This is a genomic window from Peribacillus sp. NPDC096448 (assembly GCF_044762675.1).
Classification (GTDB): Bacteria; Bacillota; Bacilli; order Bacillales; family DSM-1321; genus Peribacillus; species Peribacillus frigoritolerans_B.
The window spans coordinates 458,235-479,822 of the sequence record NZ_JBIWEU010000001.1; the positions used below are offsets into that span (position 1 = coordinate 458,235).

At 43.9% G+C, this 21,588-nt stretch carries 2 protein-coding genes; both read left to right on the forward strand.

What is annotated here, in order from left to right; genetic code table 11:
* Position 1: 1 nt before the first annotated feature.
* A complete protein-coding gene (locus tag ACIQ0C_RS02265) occupies positions 2–6,475 on the forward strand; it encodes an amino acid adenylation domain-containing protein (protein ID WP_403056505.1) in 6,474 nt (2,157 codons plus the stop codon).
* Entirely contained in the window at positions 6,472–21,336 is a 14,865-nt protein-coding gene (locus ACIQ0C_RS02270; protein ID WP_403056508.1) for a non-ribosomal peptide synthetase, read from the forward strand. Before ACIQ0C_RS02265 ends, ACIQ0C_RS02270 begins: the two co-directional genes overlap by 4 nt.
* Positions 21,337–21,588 lie beyond the last annotated feature (252 nt).

A 21,588-nucleotide genomic window follows, 5' to 3' on the forward strand; every position in this document is an offset into this window, starting at 1 on the left:
GATGAGGGACATTATTGATATATACGGATTATCCCCCTTGCAAAAAGGGATGCTGTTTCATACTTTATATGATCAAGATGATGACCATTCTTTTTCCTACATTGTACAGGTAGGTTTCTTACTCGGTGGTCGATTGGATGTTGCCACTTTCGAAAAGGCTTGGGAATACATCATTCACCGACATGAGATCCTTCGTTCTGTATTTGTTTGGGAGGAAGTAGAAAAGCCATTGCAAGCTGTTTATCAACGTCTTCCTTTTACCATTCGTCGAGAAGACTGGAGTGCTCTTCCATGTGGAGAGAGGGAAAAGAAATTACACCAGTTTTTGAATGCTGATCGAAGGCAAGGGTTTTCGTTAGACGAAGCACCGTTAATGAGAATCACTGCGATTAAAGAAGCAGAAGAAGAAACGAGAATCATTTGGACGCATCATCATATTTTGTTGGATGGGTGGAGTGTGTCCCTGATCTTCAGTGAAGTGATGGAAGTTTATCTCAAGATGATAAAGGGAGAAGCATTCGATCTTCCCAAGTCTCTTCCCTATAAAAAATATATCCAGTGGATTAATAAACAAGATCTAAGTAAAGCTGAAAAATTCTGGACAGAAGAATTAAAAGGATTTCATGCACCTACGCCATTAGCGACGGAAAGAAGTGACCAGGGGCAGGAGAAGGGTTATGGAGAGTGTGTTTATCGGCTATCTGAGGAACTGACTGAGTCTTTACAAGAGTGGGTGCGAATTAATCAGCTAACATTAAATACGTTACTGCAAGGAGCCTGGGCTTATTTGATGAGCCGGTATAGCGGCGAAAGCGACATCGTATTTGGTGTGACTAGCTCTGGACGTCCTACTGAATTAGTTGGAGCAGAGAAAATGGTTGGTCTATTCATTAACACATTGCCTACACGAATTCGTGTAACGGATGATACATCAGTAGTAGAATGGCTCCGTAAGATACAGATGAAAGAAATGGAACGGAGACAATACGAGTATAATTCATTGGTCGATATTCAAGGTTGGAGTGAAGTTCCAAGGAGTAGTGCTTTATTTCATACTTTGTATGTGTTCGAAAATTACCCGATCCAAGGAGAACGCAATGCTGATTTAAGATTACTAGAGGCTCAAAGTGCAGAACAAACAAATTATCCTTTGACGTTTATTGCAATGCCAGGTAAGGAAATCACTTTGAAGTTGATGTATGACCGGAATCATTTTGATGAAGAGACCATTCATCGGATTCAGGGTCATCTATCGCAAACATTGATCCAGATGACGAAAAGCTCGGATCCAAAGCTATCCGAAATTACCAATTTAACAATGGAAGAGCGGACACAACTACTAGAGAAATGGAATGATACCCAAGTAGAATATTCATGTGAGAGCATGATTCATGCGTTATTTGAGAAGCAAGTAGAGAAAACACCAGAAGCGATCGCGGTTATTTATGAAAATGAGCAACTTACCTATAGAGAGCTGAATGAGCGTGCTAATCAGCTGGCTCACTATTTACAGAAGTGTGGTGTGGGTCCAGAGTCTTTAGTCGGCGTATATATGGAACGATCCCCCAAAATGATGATAGGGTTGCTAGGGATTCTAAAGTCAGGAGGAGCCTATGTTCCGCTTGACCCTACGTATCCCGAGAGTCGGCTACGCTATATATTAGAAGATGCTAGAATCGAAGTACTAGTGACGCAAGAAAGGTTAGAAAAAATAGTAGGTATATCCGAACAAATCGAAATAATTTGTATGGATCAAGATCGCATTGCGATTGAAAAGGAAGAACCGACCGCATGTATAAGTAGTGTAGCAGGAAAAGATTTAGCATACGTCATGTATACTTCAGGATCTACAGGAAAACCAAAGGGAGTGATGATCGAGCATCATTCGGTGATCAATTATCTTGAATGGATGCAACATCAATACCCACTCTCTGAAAGGGATGTAGTCTTGCAGAAAACACCGATTTCATTTGACGTATCTGTGTGGGAGTTATTTTGGGGTATTAGTGTAGGATCATGTGTATCCTTCCTGCCTCCGGGGGGGGAGAAAGAGCCTTCCATAATAGCTGAAGTGATAGAGAACCATCAGGTTACCGTTGTCCAATTTGTTCCCTCGATGCTATCTGTTTTCTTAGATCATTTCGATCATATTGAGTTGAAACGGAAATGTTCATCCGTGCGTCATGTGTTTTCTGGTGGGGAAGAGCTTAGTCCAGGGTTGGTTAGACGATTTCAACAGCACTGGGGTCAGGGCGGACAAGTTAAATTGACCAACTTTTATGGACCGACAGAAGCAACCATTTACGTGAATGCATATGACTGTCAACTCAATCAAGAATTTGTTTCTATTGGAAAACCGATACAGAATATCCAACTATATGTATTGGATCAGAATCAGCGCTTGCAATCGATAGGGATAGAGGGTGAGTTGTATATTGGTGGTGCAGGCTTAGCACGTGGTTACTTAAACCGCCCTGATCTAACTGCTGAACGATTCGTTCCGCATCCGTTTCAATTAGGAGAACGGCTATATCGAACCGGAGATCAAGTAAGATATCTAACTGATGGGAATTTAAAATTCATAGGAAGAATGGACCATCAAGTGAAAATGCGTGGCTTTCGGATTGAGCTTGGAGAAATTGAAGCGACTTTAGAAAGGCATTCGTCTATCAAAGAGGCTGTCGTGCTAGTAAGAGAAGATCGCCCAGGCGATCAGCGATTGGTAGCGTATGTGATAAGCGATGGAAATATCCAAAAGTGGCGAGAGTATCTCCAAAACCAATTACCGAATCACATGGTTCCAGCACACCTTGTAGAGTTGGAATATTTCCCGCTTACTCCGAATGGGAAAATCGACCGAAAAGCCTTACCAGCACCGGATGGACAACCTATGGGAGATTTTAACGCCCTACCGCGAACGCCATCGGAAGAGCTCATCGCCTCGGTTTGGAGTCAAGTGTTAGGAATAGAAAATATCGGCATCCAGGACTCTTTCTTTGAACGGGGTGGGCACTCACTACTCGCTACTCAAATCGTCTCTCGATTACAAGAAGCATTCCAGATCAGAATCCCGCTACGCGAACTTTTCAAGTACGATACGGTAGAGGCATTGGCGAAGCGACTGGATCAGTTGTGTAAAGGAGACAAAAAACGAGAGATTCCACCACTTGTACCTATGGCACGGGAAGAATCCATTCCGCTTTCCTACGCACAGAAACGCCTATGGTTCATTGATCAGTTAACGCCAAATAGTGCGATGTACAATATTCATGCAGCATGTCGACTGACAGGAAAATGGTCTCTTGAAGCATTGGAGATGGGATGGAATCAGTTGATTGAACGTCATGAATCATTGCGGACGGTGATTCAAGAGCGGGACGGTCAACCCGTTCAACAGATTCAGTCGCATATTTTCAGGCCCCTCCCCCAAATGGATCTAACAATTCTCTCTCTGGAAGATAGAGAAAGAGAGATGAAGCGGCTCATTCAAAACGAAGCGGAAGAACCATTTCATTTGGGACAAGCTCCCTTAATTCGAACGCGAATTTTGAAAATGGATAAAGAGGAATGGGTACTTCTTTGTACGATGCATCATATTATTTCGGATGGATGGTCAATGGGGATCTTGCTCGAAGAATGGATGGCTTTTTATGAAGGAGCGCTAAGTGGAAAGCCGGTGGAGCTGAAGAAGTTACCTGTTCAATATGCGGACTTTGCTCTGTGGCAAAAAGAATGGCTAAAAGAAGAGGATTTTAATCAGCACCTTCAATATTGGAAGGAAGAATTAGCTGGTGAGTTACCGGTCTTGCAATTACCGATGGATCATCCTCGTCCTGCTGTTCAAACCCACAGTGGTGCAAGTCAGTCTCTGATGTTGTCGTATTCCCTATGGGAAAAGATTAAGGAGTTAAGTCAGCGAGAAGGATCCACCTTATTTATGACCTTGATGGCTGCGTATCAAAGCTTTCTTGCGCGTTATACGGGACAAGACGACATCTTGGTTGGAAGCCCGATTGCGAACCGGAATGTTATGGAGATTGAAGGATTAATTGGTTTCTTTGTAAATACGTTGGTTTATCGAGCTGATCTCAGTGGAAATCCGACGTTCCAAGAACTTCTGTCGCAGATAAGAAAAAAAGCACTAAAAGCATACGAGTATCAGGACATTCCGTTTGAGAAAGTGGTAGAAGCCGTAAAACCTGAACGGAATACCAGTCATTCGCCGATTTTCCAAACCATGTTTACCTTACAGAATACGAAACAAGGGTTGCCTCAGCTATCTGAAAGAAACATGGAGATGATGCAAAGTCATACTTCGGTTGCCAAATTTGATTTGAGTTTGTTTGCATCGGAGACGGAAGAAGGTTTATTACTAACTTTCGAATATAATACCGATTTATTTAATGCTGCAACCATTAAACGAATGGCAGGCCATTTTGAACATTGGTTATATGAAATTGTATCTCATCCAAAAGATTCTCTATCAAAACTGAATATGCTATCGAAAGCAGAATATAATCGGTTACTAGAGGAATGGAATGACACAGGTGTCGTGGACCTACGTGAAGGCACGATTCATACATTGTTTGAGGAACAAGTGGAGAAAACGCCAGAAGCAATCGCGGTAGTGTGCGAAGATGAGGAGCTAACGTATCGAGAACTGGACGAACGTTCCAATCAGTTGGCCCATTATCTCCAGAAGCGGGGGGTGGGATGTGAATCATTGGTTGGGATTAGCGTTACACGTTCATCCGAGATGATTGTCGGTCTCTTAGGAATCATGAAAGCAGGAGGAGCGTATGTACCGATTGATCCTGCGTATCCGGAGAGCCGACTACGGTATATTTTAGCGGATGCTCATATCGAAGTACTGGTGACACAGGAAAAGTTGCAGCAAAAAATGACGTTACTTGAATCCGTTGACATGATTTGTATCGATCGTGATCGAGCAGCGATCGAACAGGAAGTAACGACGACATGTACGAGTGAAGTGACAAGCGATAACTTAGCTTATATCATCTATACCTCAGGATCCACTGGTAATCCTAAGGGAGTGATGATTGAGCATCGGAGTACGTTGACGATGATCCATTGGGCACATCAAACCTATTCCCGAGAGGAATTAGCGGGAGTGCTGGCTTCAACTTCACTATCCTTTGATCTATCGGTTTTTGAAGTGTTTGTTCCTTTGACGATGGGTGGCAAGGTGATTGTCGCTGAAAGTGCTCTTCATCTGGACAAGTTGTCCACGAAGGATGTGACTTTGGTCAATACTGTACCATCAGCAGCGAAGGAACTGGTTCGAGCAAAGACAATCCCTTCTTCGGTAAGGGTGATGAATTTGGCTGGAGAACCGTTGCCGCAGTCATTGGTCCAGCACTTGTATGAGAGAAGTCCGATTGAAAAGGTGTACAACCTATACGGTCCATCCGAAGATACTACTTATTCCACGTATATGAAGTTAGAAAAGGGTGTCATGCACAAGGTACCACCGATTGGTAGACCCATCTCTAACACAGAAGTATATGTACTCAGTGCAAACCAGCAAATGGTACCGATTGGTGTAGTCGGTGAGCTTTACATTGGGGGATCAGGCTTGGCACGTGGCTACTTAAACCGCCCTGACTTAACAAACGAGCGTTTTATCCCGCATCCATTTAAAGAAGGGGAGCGAGTATATCGGACGGGAGACCTTGTGAGGTACCTACCGGACGGGACTTTGGATTATCTCGGTAGGATCGATCATCAAGTGAAGATCCGTGGATTCCGGATTGAGCTAGGTGAGATTGAAGCGACGTTACAAAGTCATTCATCGGTAAACGAAGTTGTTGTGATGGTACGCGAAGATTATCCGGGTGATCAGCGTTTGGTTGCCTATGTAGTGGGAGAAGAAAATGCTCATGATTGGCGTGATTATCTCAAGACCCAGTTACCAAATTACATGGTTCCGGCACACTTTGTAGGATTGACAGCTTTCCCACTCACCCCAAATGGGAAAATCGATAGGAAAGCCTTACCTGCACCAAATTGCAAGGAAGCGGAGGGTGGTTATGTTGCCCCTCGTACACCTACGGAAGAAGCAATTGTTTCGATATGGCATCAAGTTTTAGGCACGGAAAATATCGGGATTCATGATTCGTTTTTTGAACTCGGTGGTCATTCATTACTCGCAACACAAGCTGTTTCTAGTCTGAAAGAAGCCTTTGGAATTGAGTTGCCACTGCATGATTTATTTACGTATACCACGGTGCAGGAATTGGCAGAAAGGGTTAATCAGTTGCGCCGTAGTGGAAATGAGCAAGCGCAGAATGATAGTAAGGGGAATGTAAGTTTTCAAGACTATATTCAAAAAGAAGCAGCAGCGAGTAATGATGAAGAGTTACTTGAACTTCTTAAGCAATTGGAAGAGTTATCAGAGGAAGAAGCGCAAGGTATATTCGAGAGCAACTTGGTTGAGGAAGGGTTGAAAAAATGAGAAGTGATTTACTTGCGAAGCTGGATTCGCTTTCTCCTGAGAAGAGAGCGTGGCTTCAGAAGCAGATGCAGAAAAAGGAGAATAAAGAAGCGCTTCCGTTGTCCTATGCACAACAACGTTTGTGGTTTATGGACCGATTTAACCCAAATAGTTCATTATATAATATTCCGACAGTATGGCGTCTAAAAGGACATTGGATACCTGAAGCATTGGAAAAGGGATTTAATCGACTCATTGAGCGTCATGAATCATTACGCACCGTTTTTAATGAATTAGGAGACCGACCGGTACAACATATTGTGGAATTCCTTCCTAGAAAACTACCTGTAGAGGATTATTCTCACCTTCCTCTGGAAGTAAAGGAAAAAGAGATAGAGAGTTTGATTGCTAGAGAAGCGCAGGATCCGTTTGATTTAATGAATGGCCCTTTGATTCGTAATCAACTGGTTCAATTAGGGAAAGAGGAATGGTTATTGCTATGTACCATGCACCATATTATTTCTGATGCGTGGTCCATCGGCGTATTGATCAATGAATTGCTTGCCTTCTACGAGGAGGAAACGAGTGGGAAGCCTGCTGGACTAAGTTCGCTATCGATTCAATATGCAGACTTTGCGAAATGGCAAAAGCAGTGGTTGCAAGGTGAAGTGTTAGATCGACAACTCACGTATTGGCAGGAAGAATTGTCCGGTGAGCTTCCTATACTACAACTGCCAGTGGATTTCCCTCGACCGGTTACGCAAACGTACGCTGGGGACACGTATCGCGTGATTCTTCCTCACACACTACTCAGTTCATTGAAGGATTTAAGTCAACGAGAAGGATCCACCTTATTCATGACCTTAATGGCTGCGTATCAGAGCTTTCTTGCTCGTTATACGGGGCAAAAAGATATTCTCGTCGGAAGTCCGATTGCGAATCGGAATCATAAAGGAGTAGAGGGATTAATTGGCTTCTTTGTTAATACGTTAGTCTATCGGGTGGATCTGAGTGGAACTCCTACGTTTCGGGAGATTTTGTCTCAGATAAAGAAAAAGGCGTTGAAGGCGTATGAATATCAAGATATTCCGTTTGAAAAAGTGGTAGAAGCTGTACAACCTGAACGGAGTACGAGTCATTCGCCGATCTTCCAGACCATGTTTACGCTACAGAATATAAAACAAGAACGATTAGAGCTGTCTGGGAGAAGTTTGGAAATGATAGAAAGTAATATTTCCATCGCGAAATTTGATTTGAGTCTAACCGCTTTTGAGGTGGAAGAAGGTCTATTTGTCTCTTTTGATTACAATACAGATCTATTTGACAGGAGAACCATTGCACGCATGGCAGGGCATTTTGAAAACTGGTTGAACGAAATTGTTCATCATCCAGATGAATCATTTACAAAGCTGCCGATGCTATCGGACACAGAACAGAAGCAGCTCTTGGAAGAATGGAATGACACTGACGTAGTTTATGCACATAAGAGCTTGATTCACGAACTGTTTGAGCAGCAGGTTGCGCGTACACCTGAAGCGGTGGCAGTAGTGTATGAAGGTGGACAGCTGACGTATCAAGAACTCAACGAGAAAGCGAACCAATTGGCACATTATTTACAGAAACAGGATATAGGACCTGAGTCATTGGTCGGTATATGTGTCGAGCGTTCACCCGATATGATCATTGGTCTCTTAGGGATTCTCAAAGCCGGCGGGGCTTATGTCCCACTGGATCCGAGTTATCCCGAAAATCGCCTGAGATACATATTAGAGAACTCAAAGATTCAAGTGCTTTTAACAAAGGAAGCGCTACTGGGTTGGTTGCCCGAAGGTATCCAAGCAATTTGTTTAGATCAGGATCAAGCAGCGATTTCTAAAGAGAGTAGCTTGGCGCCAGTAAGTGGAGTGACAGCAAACAACTTGGCGTATATCATTTACACTTCGGGTTCGACAGGGAATCCGAAGGGAGTGATGATCGAACACCACTCGGTTATCAACCGATTACAGTGGATGCAAAAAAACTATCCATTATCTGAACAGGATACGATTCTTCAAAAAACGCCGTTTTCGTTTGATGTATCTGTCTGGGAATTATTTTGGTGGTCATTTGTAGGAGCACGTGTTTGTTTACTTCCACCGGGTGGAGAGAAGGATCCTGCAATGATTGAGGAGTGTATTGAGCGATATCGCGTGACCACAATGCACTTTGTTCCGTCGATGTTATCTACATTCTTGGATTATATGGAACAATCCAAAGCGAAAAAGGACGTATCGTCTTTGTGTCAGGTTTTCACTAGTGGAGAAGCGTTAAATACCGAACAGGTTCGCCGGTTTAAGGGTGTGTTTTATGATTTTCAGCAAACGAAATTAAGCAACTTATATGGTCCTACCGAAGCGACTGTAGATGTTACTTACTATGATTGTGATTTAGAAAAAGAACAGATGCTTATTCCAATTGGTCGTCCGATTGATAATACCGAATTGTATGTGTTGGATCAAAACCAACAGATGGTACCCATAGGTGTGGCTGGGGAACTTTACCTTGGTGGTGTAGGCTTGGCACGTGGCTACTTCAATCGTCCAGAGTTAACTGCTGAACGTTTTATTCCGCATCCATTTAAGGAAGGGGAACGGCTCTATCGGACGGGGGACCTGGTGAGGTATCTGAATGACAGCAACTTGGAGTATATCGGAAGAATAGATAACCAAGTGAAAATCAGAGGCTTCCGGATAGAGCTGGGAGAAATTGAAGCGGTCCTACACAATCATTCATCTGTGAAAGAGGCTGTTGTGTTAGTGAGGGAAGATCATCCAGGAGACAAGCGGTTAGTAGCTTATGTGGTGGGTGAAGGAAACAATGGAGAATGGCGCGAGCATCTCATGACGCAATTACCGAATTACATGGTTCCGGCCTATTTTGTCGAAATGGAAGCTATGCCACTCACTCCGAATAGCAAAATCGATCGCAAAGCCTTACTGGCATTGGATGGACAGTCCATGAGTGTAGATATTGTCTCACCGCGAACACCAGTGGAAGAGCTCATCGCATCGGTATGGAGTCAAGTGTTAGGTATGGGGAATATTGGTGTTCAGAATTCCTTCTTCGAACTTGGTGGCCACTCGCTCCTCGCTACCCAAGTTGTCTCACGTTTACAAGAAGTCTTCCAAATCGAACTACCAGTGCGAGAACTGTTTGAGTATTCAACGGTGGAGGCGCTGGCGAAGCGACTGGATCAGTTGCGTAAAGGAGACAAAAAACGAGAGATTCCACCGCTTATGCCGATGGAACGGGGAGGAGCCATTCCGCTTTCTTATGCCCAACAGCGCCTGTGGTTCATTGACCAATTTACGCCCAATAGTGCACTTTATAATATGCCGATGGTATGCCGTCTTACAGGGAATTGGGTACCCGAAGCATTGGAGAAGGGATGGAATCAGCTGATAGAACGTCATGAATCTTTACGGACGGTGTTCCATGAAGTGGATGGTCATCCAGTACAGCAGATTCAACCGTATGCTTTCCGGTCCCTTTCTCAAATGGATTTAACTATGCTTTCTCCGGAAGAGCGAGAAGCGGAAGTTAAGCGTTTGATGCAGCAAGAAACAGAAGTGCCATTTGACTTAGGAGAAGGCCCACTGATTCGGACAATCCTCTTACGAGTGGGAGAAGAGGATTGGGTCCTCCTCTGCATCCTGCATCATATTATTTCGGATGGATGGTCGATGGGAGTCCTACTTGAAGAATGGATGGCTTTCTATGAGGAAGCAACGGATGAGAAGGTAGCAGAACTTGAACCATTACCGATCCAATATGCGGACTTTGCTCAGTGGCAAAAGGGATGGTTAAAGGAAGAATTGCTTGAACAGCAACTCCACTATTGGCAGGAAGAATTGTCTGGTGAGCTTCCCTTGCTACAACTGCCGATGGATCGCCCTCGTCCGGCGGTACAAACCCATCGCGGATCGACACACACTGTGTTGTTGTCACGTTCATTACGCGACAAACTGAACGAACTCAGTCGTCAAGAAGGATCGACTCTCTTCATGACCTTGTTGGCTGCGTATCAAAGCTTCCTCTCCCGTTATACAGGACAAGAAGATATTCTCGTCGGAAGTCCAATTGCGAATCGTAATTACAGAGAGGTTGAAGGATTAATCGGCTTCTTCGTGAACACGCTGGTCTATCGGGCTGATCTGAGTGGTACACTGACCTTCCAAGATATTTTGTCGCAGGTGCGTCAAAAGGCACTGAAAGCATATGAATATCAAGATATTCCATTTGAAAAAATTGTGGAAGTTGTGCAACCCGAGCGGAGTACAAGTCATTCTCCGATCTTCCAGACGATGTTCATCTTACAAAATATGAAACAAGAGCTTCCGGTGTTGTCTGGTAGAAAGATCGATATGATAGAAAGCCATAGCCCGATCGCGAAATTTGATTTAAGTGTAATGGCAGCCGAGACGGAAGAAGGATTAATGTTCGCTTTTGAATACAATAAGGATTTATTTGATGTTACAACCATCGAACGAATGGCAGGACATTTTGAGAAATGGCTACATGAAGTTTCTCATCATCCACAAAAGTCGTTGAATAGTCTGGGGATGCTATCCGAATTTGAGCGTGATTTGTTAGTAGAGACATGGAATGACACCGCAATGGAAAAGTCCCAAGAGGGTCTTATTTGCGACGGATTTGAGGACCAAGTAGCACGACGTCCCGATGCTATTGCAGTGGTCGATCAAATGAGAGAGTGGACCTATGGTGAACTGGATGCGCTAGCAAATCAGTTGGCACATGTTTTGCAGAAAAAAGGGGTTGTTCCTGAATCAGTTGTGGGCGTCTACCTCCCGAGATCGGCTGAGCTCATCGCAAGTTTACTTGGCATATTAAAAGCTGGCGGGGCCTATGTCGTCCTAGATCCGTTGTATCCGAAATCACGGTTACAATACATGATTGAAGATGCAGGAATCCAAATCGTGGTGACGACAGCAGCGCAAGAAAGTCTATCCGAACAGGTCGAAACGGTGAGATTAGAAGAAATAACAGATGAAAGCGTGATCGCACCGAAGCGGCGGGTAAAACCCGAGCACTTAGCTTATATCGTCTACACCTCTGGTTCCACAGGAAAGCCAAAGGGTGTCATGGTCGAATATCAGTCATTGATGAATATGGTTTCTTGGCATCAAGCAGTATACCAAATTACAGCACAGGATCGTGCGACTCAGATTGCGGGGATTGCCTTTGACTCAGCTGTCCAGGAGATTTGGCCTTATCTCACTGCTGGTGCAGCACTATACCTGTCAACAGAAGAGTTGCGAATTAATCCAGAGGCTCTACGAGATTGGCTCATTGATTCACGGATCACGGCTAGCTTTGCGCCTACACCTATTCTCGAAAGACTCTTGAAATTATCTTGGCCAGAGAAGACGGATCTCCGTTTTATCATTACGGGGGGAGATCAGTTAACACAGTATCCATCTGAACAAATCCCTTTTGCGGTGATTAATCAGTATGGTCCATCGGAAAATACCGTCGTTACCACTGATTGTTACGTGCCTGTAGGAATGACAACAGGTACTCCGTCAATTGGTCGACCGATTGCGAATACAGAAGTATACGTGTTAGATTCTCACCTTCAGCCGGTGCCGGTTGGAGTGATTGGAGATCTCTATATCGGAGGAAAGAGCCTTGCTCGTGGCTATGTCAATCGTCCGGAACTCACAGAGGAAAAATTCATTCCGCATCCGTTCAAGTCAGGGGAACGTCTCTATTACACCGGGGACAAAGCAAGTTATCTTCCTGACGGTGATCTCCAGTTCCGTGGTCGTATGGATGACCAAGTAAAGATTCGTGGTTTCCGGATTGAACTGGGAGAAGTTGAAGCAACTTTACAGGCGCATTTGTCTGTGAAAGAAGCTGTTGTGCTGGTAAGAGAGGATCATCCAGGAGACAAGCGATTGGTAGCTTATGTAGTTGGTGAAGGAAGTGTACATGAATGGCGGGAGCATCTGCAAACACATTTACCGAATTACATGGTTCCGGCACACTTTGTCGAGATGGCACTTTTACCCCTCACACCGAATGGAAAACTTGATTTGAAAGCATTGCCTGTACCTGATGAACCATCTACTGAAAATACCGTATACCCAAGAACTCCGATGGAAGAGCTCATCGCATTGGTATGGAGTCAAGTGCTAGACATAGAAAATATTGGTGTTCAGGATTCCTTCTTCGAGCGAGGTGGACACTCGTTACTTGCTACCCAAGTTGTCTCCAGGTTAAAAGAAGCATTACAAATCGAACTGCTAGTGCGTGAACTGTTTGAGCATTCAACAGTAGAGGCGTTGGCGAAGCGATTGGACCAATTGTGTAAAGGAGACAAAAAACGAGAGATTCCACCGCTTATGCCGATGCAACGGGGAGAAGCCATTCCGCTCTCTTATGCCCAACAGCGCCTGTGGTTCATCGACCAATTCACGCCCAATAGTGCACTTTATAATATGCCGATAGTATGCCATCTTACAGGGAATTGGGTACCCGAAGCATTGGAGACGGGATGGAATCAGTTGTTAGAGCGTCATGAATCTTTGCGGACGGTGTTCCATGAAGTGGATGGTCATCCAGTGCAACAGATTCAACCGTATGCTTTCCGGTCCCTTTCCCAAATGGATCTAACTACGCTTTCTCCGGAAGAGCGAGAAAGAGAAATGGAACAATTGATCCAAAACGAAGTCGAAGCCCCATTTGACTTAGGACAAGGTCCGTTGATCCGTGGGAAAATCATACAAATCGCAGAAGAATGGATCCTTATTTGTACCATGCATCATATTATCTCGGATGGCTGGTCGATGGAAATCTTGCTCCAAGAATGGGTGGCATTCTATGAAGATGCAGTTGGTGGTAAACCAGCAGAACTCGCACCATTACCGGTTCAATATGCTGACTTTGCCCAATGGCAAAGGGAATGGTTGAAAGAAGAAGTACTTGATCAGCAACTTGCATATTGGAAGGAAGAGCTGTCTGGCGAGTTACCAGTCTTAATGTTGCCGATGGATCGTCCTCGTCCTGCTGAGCAAACCCATAGCGGATCGACACACACTGTGTTGTTGTCACGCTCGTTACGCGACAAACTGAACGAACTTAGTCGTCAAGAAGGGGCTACGCTCTTCATGACCTTACTGGCATCGTATCAAAGCTTCCTCTCCCGTTATACAGGACAATCCGATATTCTTGTCGGAAGCCCGATTGCAAATCGGAATTATCGCGAGATTGAAGGGTTGATTGGTTTCTTCGTCAACACGTTGGTTTATCGGGCTGATCTGAGTGGCGCACCAACATTCCAAGAGTTGTTGTATCAGGTAAGGACAAAAGCATTGAGAGCGTATGAGTACCAAGATGTTCCGTTTGAAAAGATTGTAGAGGTCATACAACCCGAGCGAAGTATAAGTCATTCTCCGATCTTCCAAACTATGTTTACCTTGCAAAACACGAAACAAGATCTACCAAAGCTTCATGGAAGAAGTTTAGAAGCGATGGAAATTCATGCTTCGATCGCCAAGTTTGATTTGAGTTTAAGCGCCGAAGAGGTGGAAGAGGGTTTAGTCCTTTCTTTTGTCTATAAGACTGATTTATTTGACGTTGTAACTATCAGACGTATGGCTGAGCATTTTGAAAACTGGTTGAATGAAATCGTGGAACATCCTGATAAATCACTGACGAAGTTGACGATGCTATCCGAAGTGGAGCAGCAGCTGCTAGAAGAGTGGAATGATAATGCTGTAGCGTACCCACGTGAGAGTGTAATCCATAAACTGTTTGAAGATCAAGTGGATCGTACACCTGACACCGTGGCGGTGGTGGATGAAAATCATCAGTTGACGTATCGAGAGCTGAATGAGAAAGCAAACCAATTGGCCCATTATCTCCAGAAATGTGGGATTGGGACAGAGTCATTGGTCGGGATCTGCTTCCAACGTTCAGTTGAGATGATTGTCGGTCTCATGGGAATCTGGAAAGCTGGGGCAGCCTATGTTCCGTTGGATCCATCGTATCCAGAAAGTCGCCTACGATATATTCTGGAGGACACAGGGATTCAAGTATTGGTCACGAACGAAGCATTAAAAGGTTGGATACCTGAAGAAGTTGAAGCAGTTTGTTTGGATCGGGATCAAGCGATGATCTCACGAGAAAGCACCCTTTCACCAATATGCGAAGTGACAGGAGAAAACTTAGCGTATGTGATCTATACTTCGGGTTCGACCGGGAATCCAAAGGGGGCTTTGGTACAGCATCATTCTGTACTAAATCTATCGTATGGTTTACAGAAAGAAGTTTTTACACAAGAGACACCTACTAACATGCGCGTCGGTTTAAATGCTTCGATCGCCTTTGATGTATCCGTTCAGCAATTACAAATGCTTTTGTATGGTTCTAGTTTGTATATTATTCCGAACGAAGTTCGCAGTGATCCTCAACAGTTTCTATCTTATATTCGGGAGAATAAGTTGGAAATGTTCGATATGACACCTTCATTACTCCAATTACTCATAGATGGCGGGTTGTTAGAAACAAATGATGGTGTTCATGTTCCAAGTAAGGTACTGGTCGGTGGCGAAGCAATTGTGCCGTCACTATGGGAACAATTAGTAGAGGCTGACAAGATCCATTTTTATAACGTATATGGTCCTACAGAATGTACGGTTGATGCGACATGCTATCGTATCAAAAAAGATAGTAAGAGAGTAACCATTGGGCGTCCGTTGCCGAATGTTCAAGCCTATGTATTAGATGGAAATGGGTTACCTGTTCCAGTTGGTGTAACGGGTGAACTTTATATTGGTGGAGCAGGCCTAGCGAGAGGATACTTGAAACGTCCAGAGTTAACGTCCGAACGTTTTATTTCTCATCCATTCAAAGAAGGAGAGAGGCTATATCGAACAGGAGATCTCGTGAGGTACCTTCCTGATGGTAACTTGGATTATCTAGGAAGATTGGATAACCAAGTGAAAATTAGAGGATTTCGGATTGAGCTTGGGGAAATTGAGGCAACCTTACAGGAGCATCTCTCGGTAAAAGAGGCCGTTGTGATGGTGAGGGAAGATCAGCCAGGAGATAAGCGATTGGTAGCCTATGTAGTGGGTAAAGGGCGTAAAGAAGAATTGCGCGAGTATCTCAAAGCACAACTACCAAGCCATATGGTTCCCGCCTACTTTGTCGAGATGGAAGAGTTACCACTGACCCTAAATGGAAAGATTGATCGGAAAACTTTGCCTGTGCCAGATCATCAAGGGACAGAAGGGGGCTACGTGGCTCCAAGAAATAAGCGTGAACAAATACTTACCATGATATGGGAACGTGTGTTAGGCACAAAACCGATTGGCATTCATGAAAACTTTTTTGAAATCGGTGGAGACTCGATTCTCAGCATTCAGATTGTCTCTCGCGCGAAGCAAGCAGGTTTGCAATTGACACCGAAACAAATGTTTGAACACCAAACGATTTCCGAGTTGGCGCAAGTAGTCAAAGAAGAGCAGGGTGTACAAGCGGAGCAAGGAGCTGTAACTGGAGACCTGATTCTTACACCTATTCAGCAATGGTTTTTTGAACAAAATCATCCCAACCCACATCATTGGAATCAATCCATGTTTTTTAGAACAAAAGAGCGACTGGATATCGTATTACTGGAGAAATCTGTGCGTAACCTTCTGATTCATCATGATGCCTTGCGTTTAAGATATGAACGTTTACCGGATGGAGCTTGGAAACAGCGGAATGAAGGAATTGAAGAACAATCGACGCTGACAGTGATTTCATTAGAAGAAGTGCCACAAGCAGAATGGCATCAAGTGATTCAAGCAGAGATTGACACTGCACAAGCAAGCGTACACTTACACGCAGGACCGCTAATGAGAATGGTGTATTTTGATGAAGGTGAGAAGAGACCCGGCCGATTATTCTGGGTGATTCATCACTTAGCAGTGGATGGTGTTTCTTGGCGAATTTTACTGGAGGATCTGCAAACGGGGTATAATCAAGCGAGCCAGGCTCAGAAGATCCAATTACCCACAAAGAGTACATCCTTTAAAGCATGGTCGGAGAAATTGCGTCATTACGCTGAGTCTGGGATTGTGCAAGAAGTGCGTGATTACTGGGAGCGGCAGTCCGAACAAGAAGGGGCTATGATACCAGTGGATGCCACACTCGAAGATCCAGCAAACACAGCAACCGAGGAGATTACTGTGGTGCTAGATGAGAAAGAGACGCGTGCGTTATTGCAAGAGATTTCAAGCACCCATCGTGTCCAAATCAATGAAGTACTATTGGCAGCATTGGTACAGGCTACGGCAGCATGGACAGGTAATCCTACGCTGACCTTGGATTTGGAGGGTCATGGTCGGGAAGAGATCATCGAAGACGTTGACCTATCGAGATCCGTGGGATGGTTTACAAGTATCTATCCTGTTCACTTGAATATTACAGGTGCTAACACGCCCATCGCAGCTTTAAAAGCAGTCAAAGAACAAGTACGCCAAATTCCTAATAAGGGCATTGACTATGGGATTTTGCGGTACTTAAATCCAGCGATGCGTGAGCAATTCCAATCTCAAATCACGCCGTCCATTAGCTTTAACTATCTTGGACAATTTGACCAAATGTTCTCTAATGATGCAATGTTTGCTCCGGAGACCGGGTTTACGCGCTTAGATCATGCTCCTGGTTCCAAGCGATCACATTTGATCGATGTAATCGGGATTGTAACCGATGGAAAACTTCATTTTACTTGGGTGTACAATGTAGGACAGTTTGCGAAGTCGACCATTCAAAGTGTATCAGAGAATATGCTCCATCAATTGAGTAGATTGATTCATTCTTCGGGTGGAGAATCTGCGCTGACCGTTTCGGATTTTACGATTGCAAATCTCACCCCAACAGATTTGAACAAAGTACTATTTAAGATGAATCGTGGAAAGAATTATCCGATTACCGACCTGTATCCGCTATCACCTTTGCAGGAAGGCATGATCTTTCATACGCTGCATGATCAAGGGGATGAACATTCGGCGCCGTATATGGTGCAATTAAGTTTCCTGTTTAAAGGAAAATTGGATATCCTTACTTTCGAGCAGGCGTGGAAATCGACGATCCAGCGGCATGAGATCTTTCGTTCAGCATTTGTGTGGGATGAGATTGAAGAGCCCTTACAAGTGGTGTATGAACATATCCCATTTAAGCTGAATGAAGTGGATTGGCGTGCGTTGTCTGATGAAGAAAAAGAGGAGAAACGAAAAGCCTTTTTGGCATCGGATCGAAAACAAGCTTTTCTTTTTGATGAAGCGCCATTGATGCGGGTGACTGTCATTCAAGAAGCGGAGGAAGAATATCGGGTTGTTTGGACGCATCACCATATTTTGTTGGATGGATGGAGCCTGCCACTGGTCTTTAACCAATTGCTTACAGAGTACCAGAAGAGGATGAAAGGAGAGGCTGTGGATTTACCTAAGTCACCGCCATACAAGAAATATATTCAGTGGCTGAAAGAGCAGGATCAGGAGCAAGCGGAAAAATTCTGGAGAGAGAAACTCAGAGGCTTTACAGCGCCAACCCTGCTTGGCTTAGAAAGTAAGGAGCAAGAAAAAGGTTACACAGAGAAGGTAACTTATATATCAGAAGAGCAAACCCAAGCGTTAGAAAACTGGGCGAAGCGCAATAGGCTCACTTTGAATACGGTAATTCAAGGTGCATGGGCGTATCTCATGAGCCGGTATAGTGGAGAAGATGACATTGTCTATGGTGTAACTAGCTCAGGACGCCCTACGGAGATTATTGATGTTGAAAACATTGTAGGTCCTTTTATTACCACATCACCGACGCGAATTCAGTTAATAGATGATATAAAAGTAATGGATTGGTTGCAGAAGATACAAGAGGAAGAGATAGAAAGAAGACAATATGAATATGCTTCTTTGACAGAGATTCAAGGATGGAGTGAAGTTCCTAGAGGAACCCCGCTGTTCCATAACTTGTATGTGTTTGAAAACTACCCAGTGAAAGAGGAGTCTTCAGGAAATCTAGAAATTGGTGAGTTGGAAGGAGTAGAGCAAACTCATTATCCATTAGGATTGACAGTTGTTCCAGAAAGCCAGTTGTTGTTAAAGTTGAAGTATGATCGTAGCAAGTTTAATGGCCTCACCATTGAACGGATGCTGGGTCATTTAAGCCAGGTGTTAAAGCAAATGATCGAGAACGTTGATCAAACTCTGTCGGAGCTGGTGTATGTTACGGAAATAGAACAGAAACAACTACTGGAAGAATGGAATGATAATGCAGCAGCGTATCCACGTGAGAGTGTGATCCACAAACTGTTTGAAGATCAAGTGAATCGTACACCTGACACGGTGGCGGTAGTGGATGAAAATCATCAGTTGACGTATCGAGAGCTGAATGAGAAAGCAAACCAATTGGCCCATTATCTCCAGAAATGTGGGATTGGGACCGAATCAATGGTCGGGCTTTGTTTCCAACGTTCAGTTGAGATGATTGTCGGTCTCATGGGAATCTTGAAAGCTGGATCAGCCTATGTTCCGTTGGATCCATCGTATCCAGAAAGTCACCTACGATATATTCTGGAGGACACAGGGATTCAAGTATTGGTCACGAACGAAGCATTAAAAGGTTGGATACCTGAAGAAGTTGAAGCAGTTTGTTTAGATCGGGATCAAGCGGTGATCTCACGAGAAAGCACTCTTTCACCAATATGTAAAGTGACAGGAGAAAACTTGGCGTATGTGATCTACACTTCAGGTTCGACCGGGAATCCAAAAGGGGTTTTGGTGCAGCATCATTCGGTATTAAATCTATCCTATGGTTTACAGAAAGAGGTTTTTTCGCATGTGATACCTGTTAATATGCGCGTTGGTCTAAATGCCTCAATCGCCTTTGATTCATCCGTTAAACAATTACAAATGCTTTTGTATGGTTCTAGTTTGTATATTATTTCAAATGAAGTTCGCAGTGATCCTCAACAGTTTGTATCTTATATTCGGGAGAATAAGTTGGAAATGTTCGATATAACACCTTCACTACTCCAATTACTCATAGATGAGGGGTTGTTAGAAACAAACGATAGTGTTCATGTTCCAAGCAAGGTACTGGTCGGTGGTGAAGCGATTATGCCATCACTATGGGAACAATTAGTAGAGGCTGACAAAATCCATTTTTATAACGTATATGGTCCTACAGAATGTACGGTTGATGCGACATGCTATCGTATCAAAAAAGATAGTAAGAGAGTAACCATTGGGCGTCCGTTGCCGAACGTTCAAGCCTATGTATTAGATGGGAATCGGTTACCTGTTCCAGTTGGTGTAACGGGTGAACTTTATATCGGTGGAGCAGGCCTAGCGAGAGGGTATTTGAATCGTCCAGAGTTAACGTCCGAACGTTTTATTCCTCATCCATTTAATGAAGGGGAACGGTTATACCGGACGGGAGATCTGGTCCGCTATTTAGCTGATGGCCATTTGGATTATCTGGGAAGAATCGATAATCAAGTGAAAATTCGAGGCTTCCGGATTGAGCTTGGAGAGATTGAAGCGAATTTAGAAAGTCATCCATCGGTGAAAGAGGCAGTAGTCTTGATAAGAGAGGACCAAACAGGAGATCAGAGATTGGTTGCCTATGTGGTGGGTGAAGGAAGTATGCTTGAATGGCGTGAGCATCTCAAGAGACAAGTACCGAATTATATGGTTCCTGCACACTTTATTGAGGTAGACGCGATTCCGCTTACAACAAATGGGAAGGTTGATCGAAAGGCACTGAACAGCTTAACGATTCAAAGAGAAAGTACCTTTTCTACACCAATCATCCCACGGGATGAAATCGAGTATCAGCTGATTACGATCTGGCAGGATTTGCTACAGATAGAAGATGTCCATGTAAACGATGATTTCTTCAATAGAGGGGGTCACTCTCTCCTTGTAATCAAATTGATTTCAAAGGTCAGAGAGAAATTTGGAAAAGAGATTAAGGTGTCCGCACTGATTAAGAACCCGACAGTGGAAGGGATCGCTTATCTCATCCGTGAGAATCATGGTATGGCAAAATCGTTATCGGTTCTGGTTCCACTACAAGAATCAGAGAAAAGACCTTTCTTCTGTGTTCATCCGTTTATGGGTAATGTATTCTGTTACATTCAGCTAGCAAGGTTACTCAAGGATCACTGCTCATTTTATGGTCTACAGAATCCTCTCGTAGAGAAAGAAGGAATGAACGGGTTGACTTTGCCGGAAGTAGTTCAACTCTATATCGAGGAAATGAAGCGCGTTCAGCCAGAGGGGCCGTATCGTCTGGGAGGATGGTCTCTGGGCGGTGCCATCGCCTATGAAATCGCAACTATTCTACGGAACCAGGGAGAAGAAGTTGAGGTATTGGTACTCATGGATACCAAGGTGCCTTCAGAACAGGATTACAAGACAGAGGATGAAATGCTATCTTATATATTGAAGCATTTCATCCATTTAGAGCTAGTGGAGCAGGAGGAAGAGCTCGTTCATCAACAGGATATGCTTGTTGATCGGTTAATCGTGGAAGGAGTGCTCCCGCCCGATGCGGATCTTACGAGTCTAAAGCAGATTACCAATGCTCACAGGAAGTGTCTAAATTTAATGGCAGAACATGTTTTAACACCATATTTTGGGGAGGTCATCTACTTCAGTGCTGAAGAAGGCATAGAGTTGTTCACGGAATGGAAGCCGTTATTACAGGGGAAAGTGAATAAGTATTCGGTGCCAGGTTCGCACGAGGAGATCGTCTTCTCCCCAGCGGTGGAAAAGATAGGAAAATATCTATTGAATGAATTAGAAGGGGGAGAGGGAGCGTACTGAGGGATATACAGATTATGCTTCGATAACGTCTAAGTTGAAAAGAATGAGCTAGAAAATGCCAATAAGCATGCGTTGCAGCTAATAGAAAAACGAATAGAAAAATTGTGTTCTTACTACGCTTTTGACGTAAATAGGAAAATAATCAAGCAAACTTAGTAACTATCTTTTTAAATAAGTATAAGAGAGCACTGATTTAACAATCAGTGCTCTCGGTTTGTAGACAAAGGGGTTCGGAATTATAAAATTCCGAAC

Bases quoted from the DNA above. Each gene is read 5' to 3' on its own strand.
- ACIQ0C_RS02265 (WP_403056505.1), top strand. From the start codon at position 2: ATGAGGGACATTATTGATATATACGGATTATCCCCCTTGCAAAAAGGG.
- ACIQ0C_RS02270 (WP_403056508.1), top strand. From the start codon at position 6,472: ATGAGAAGTGATTTACTTGCGAAGCTGGATTCGCTTTCTCCTGAGAAG.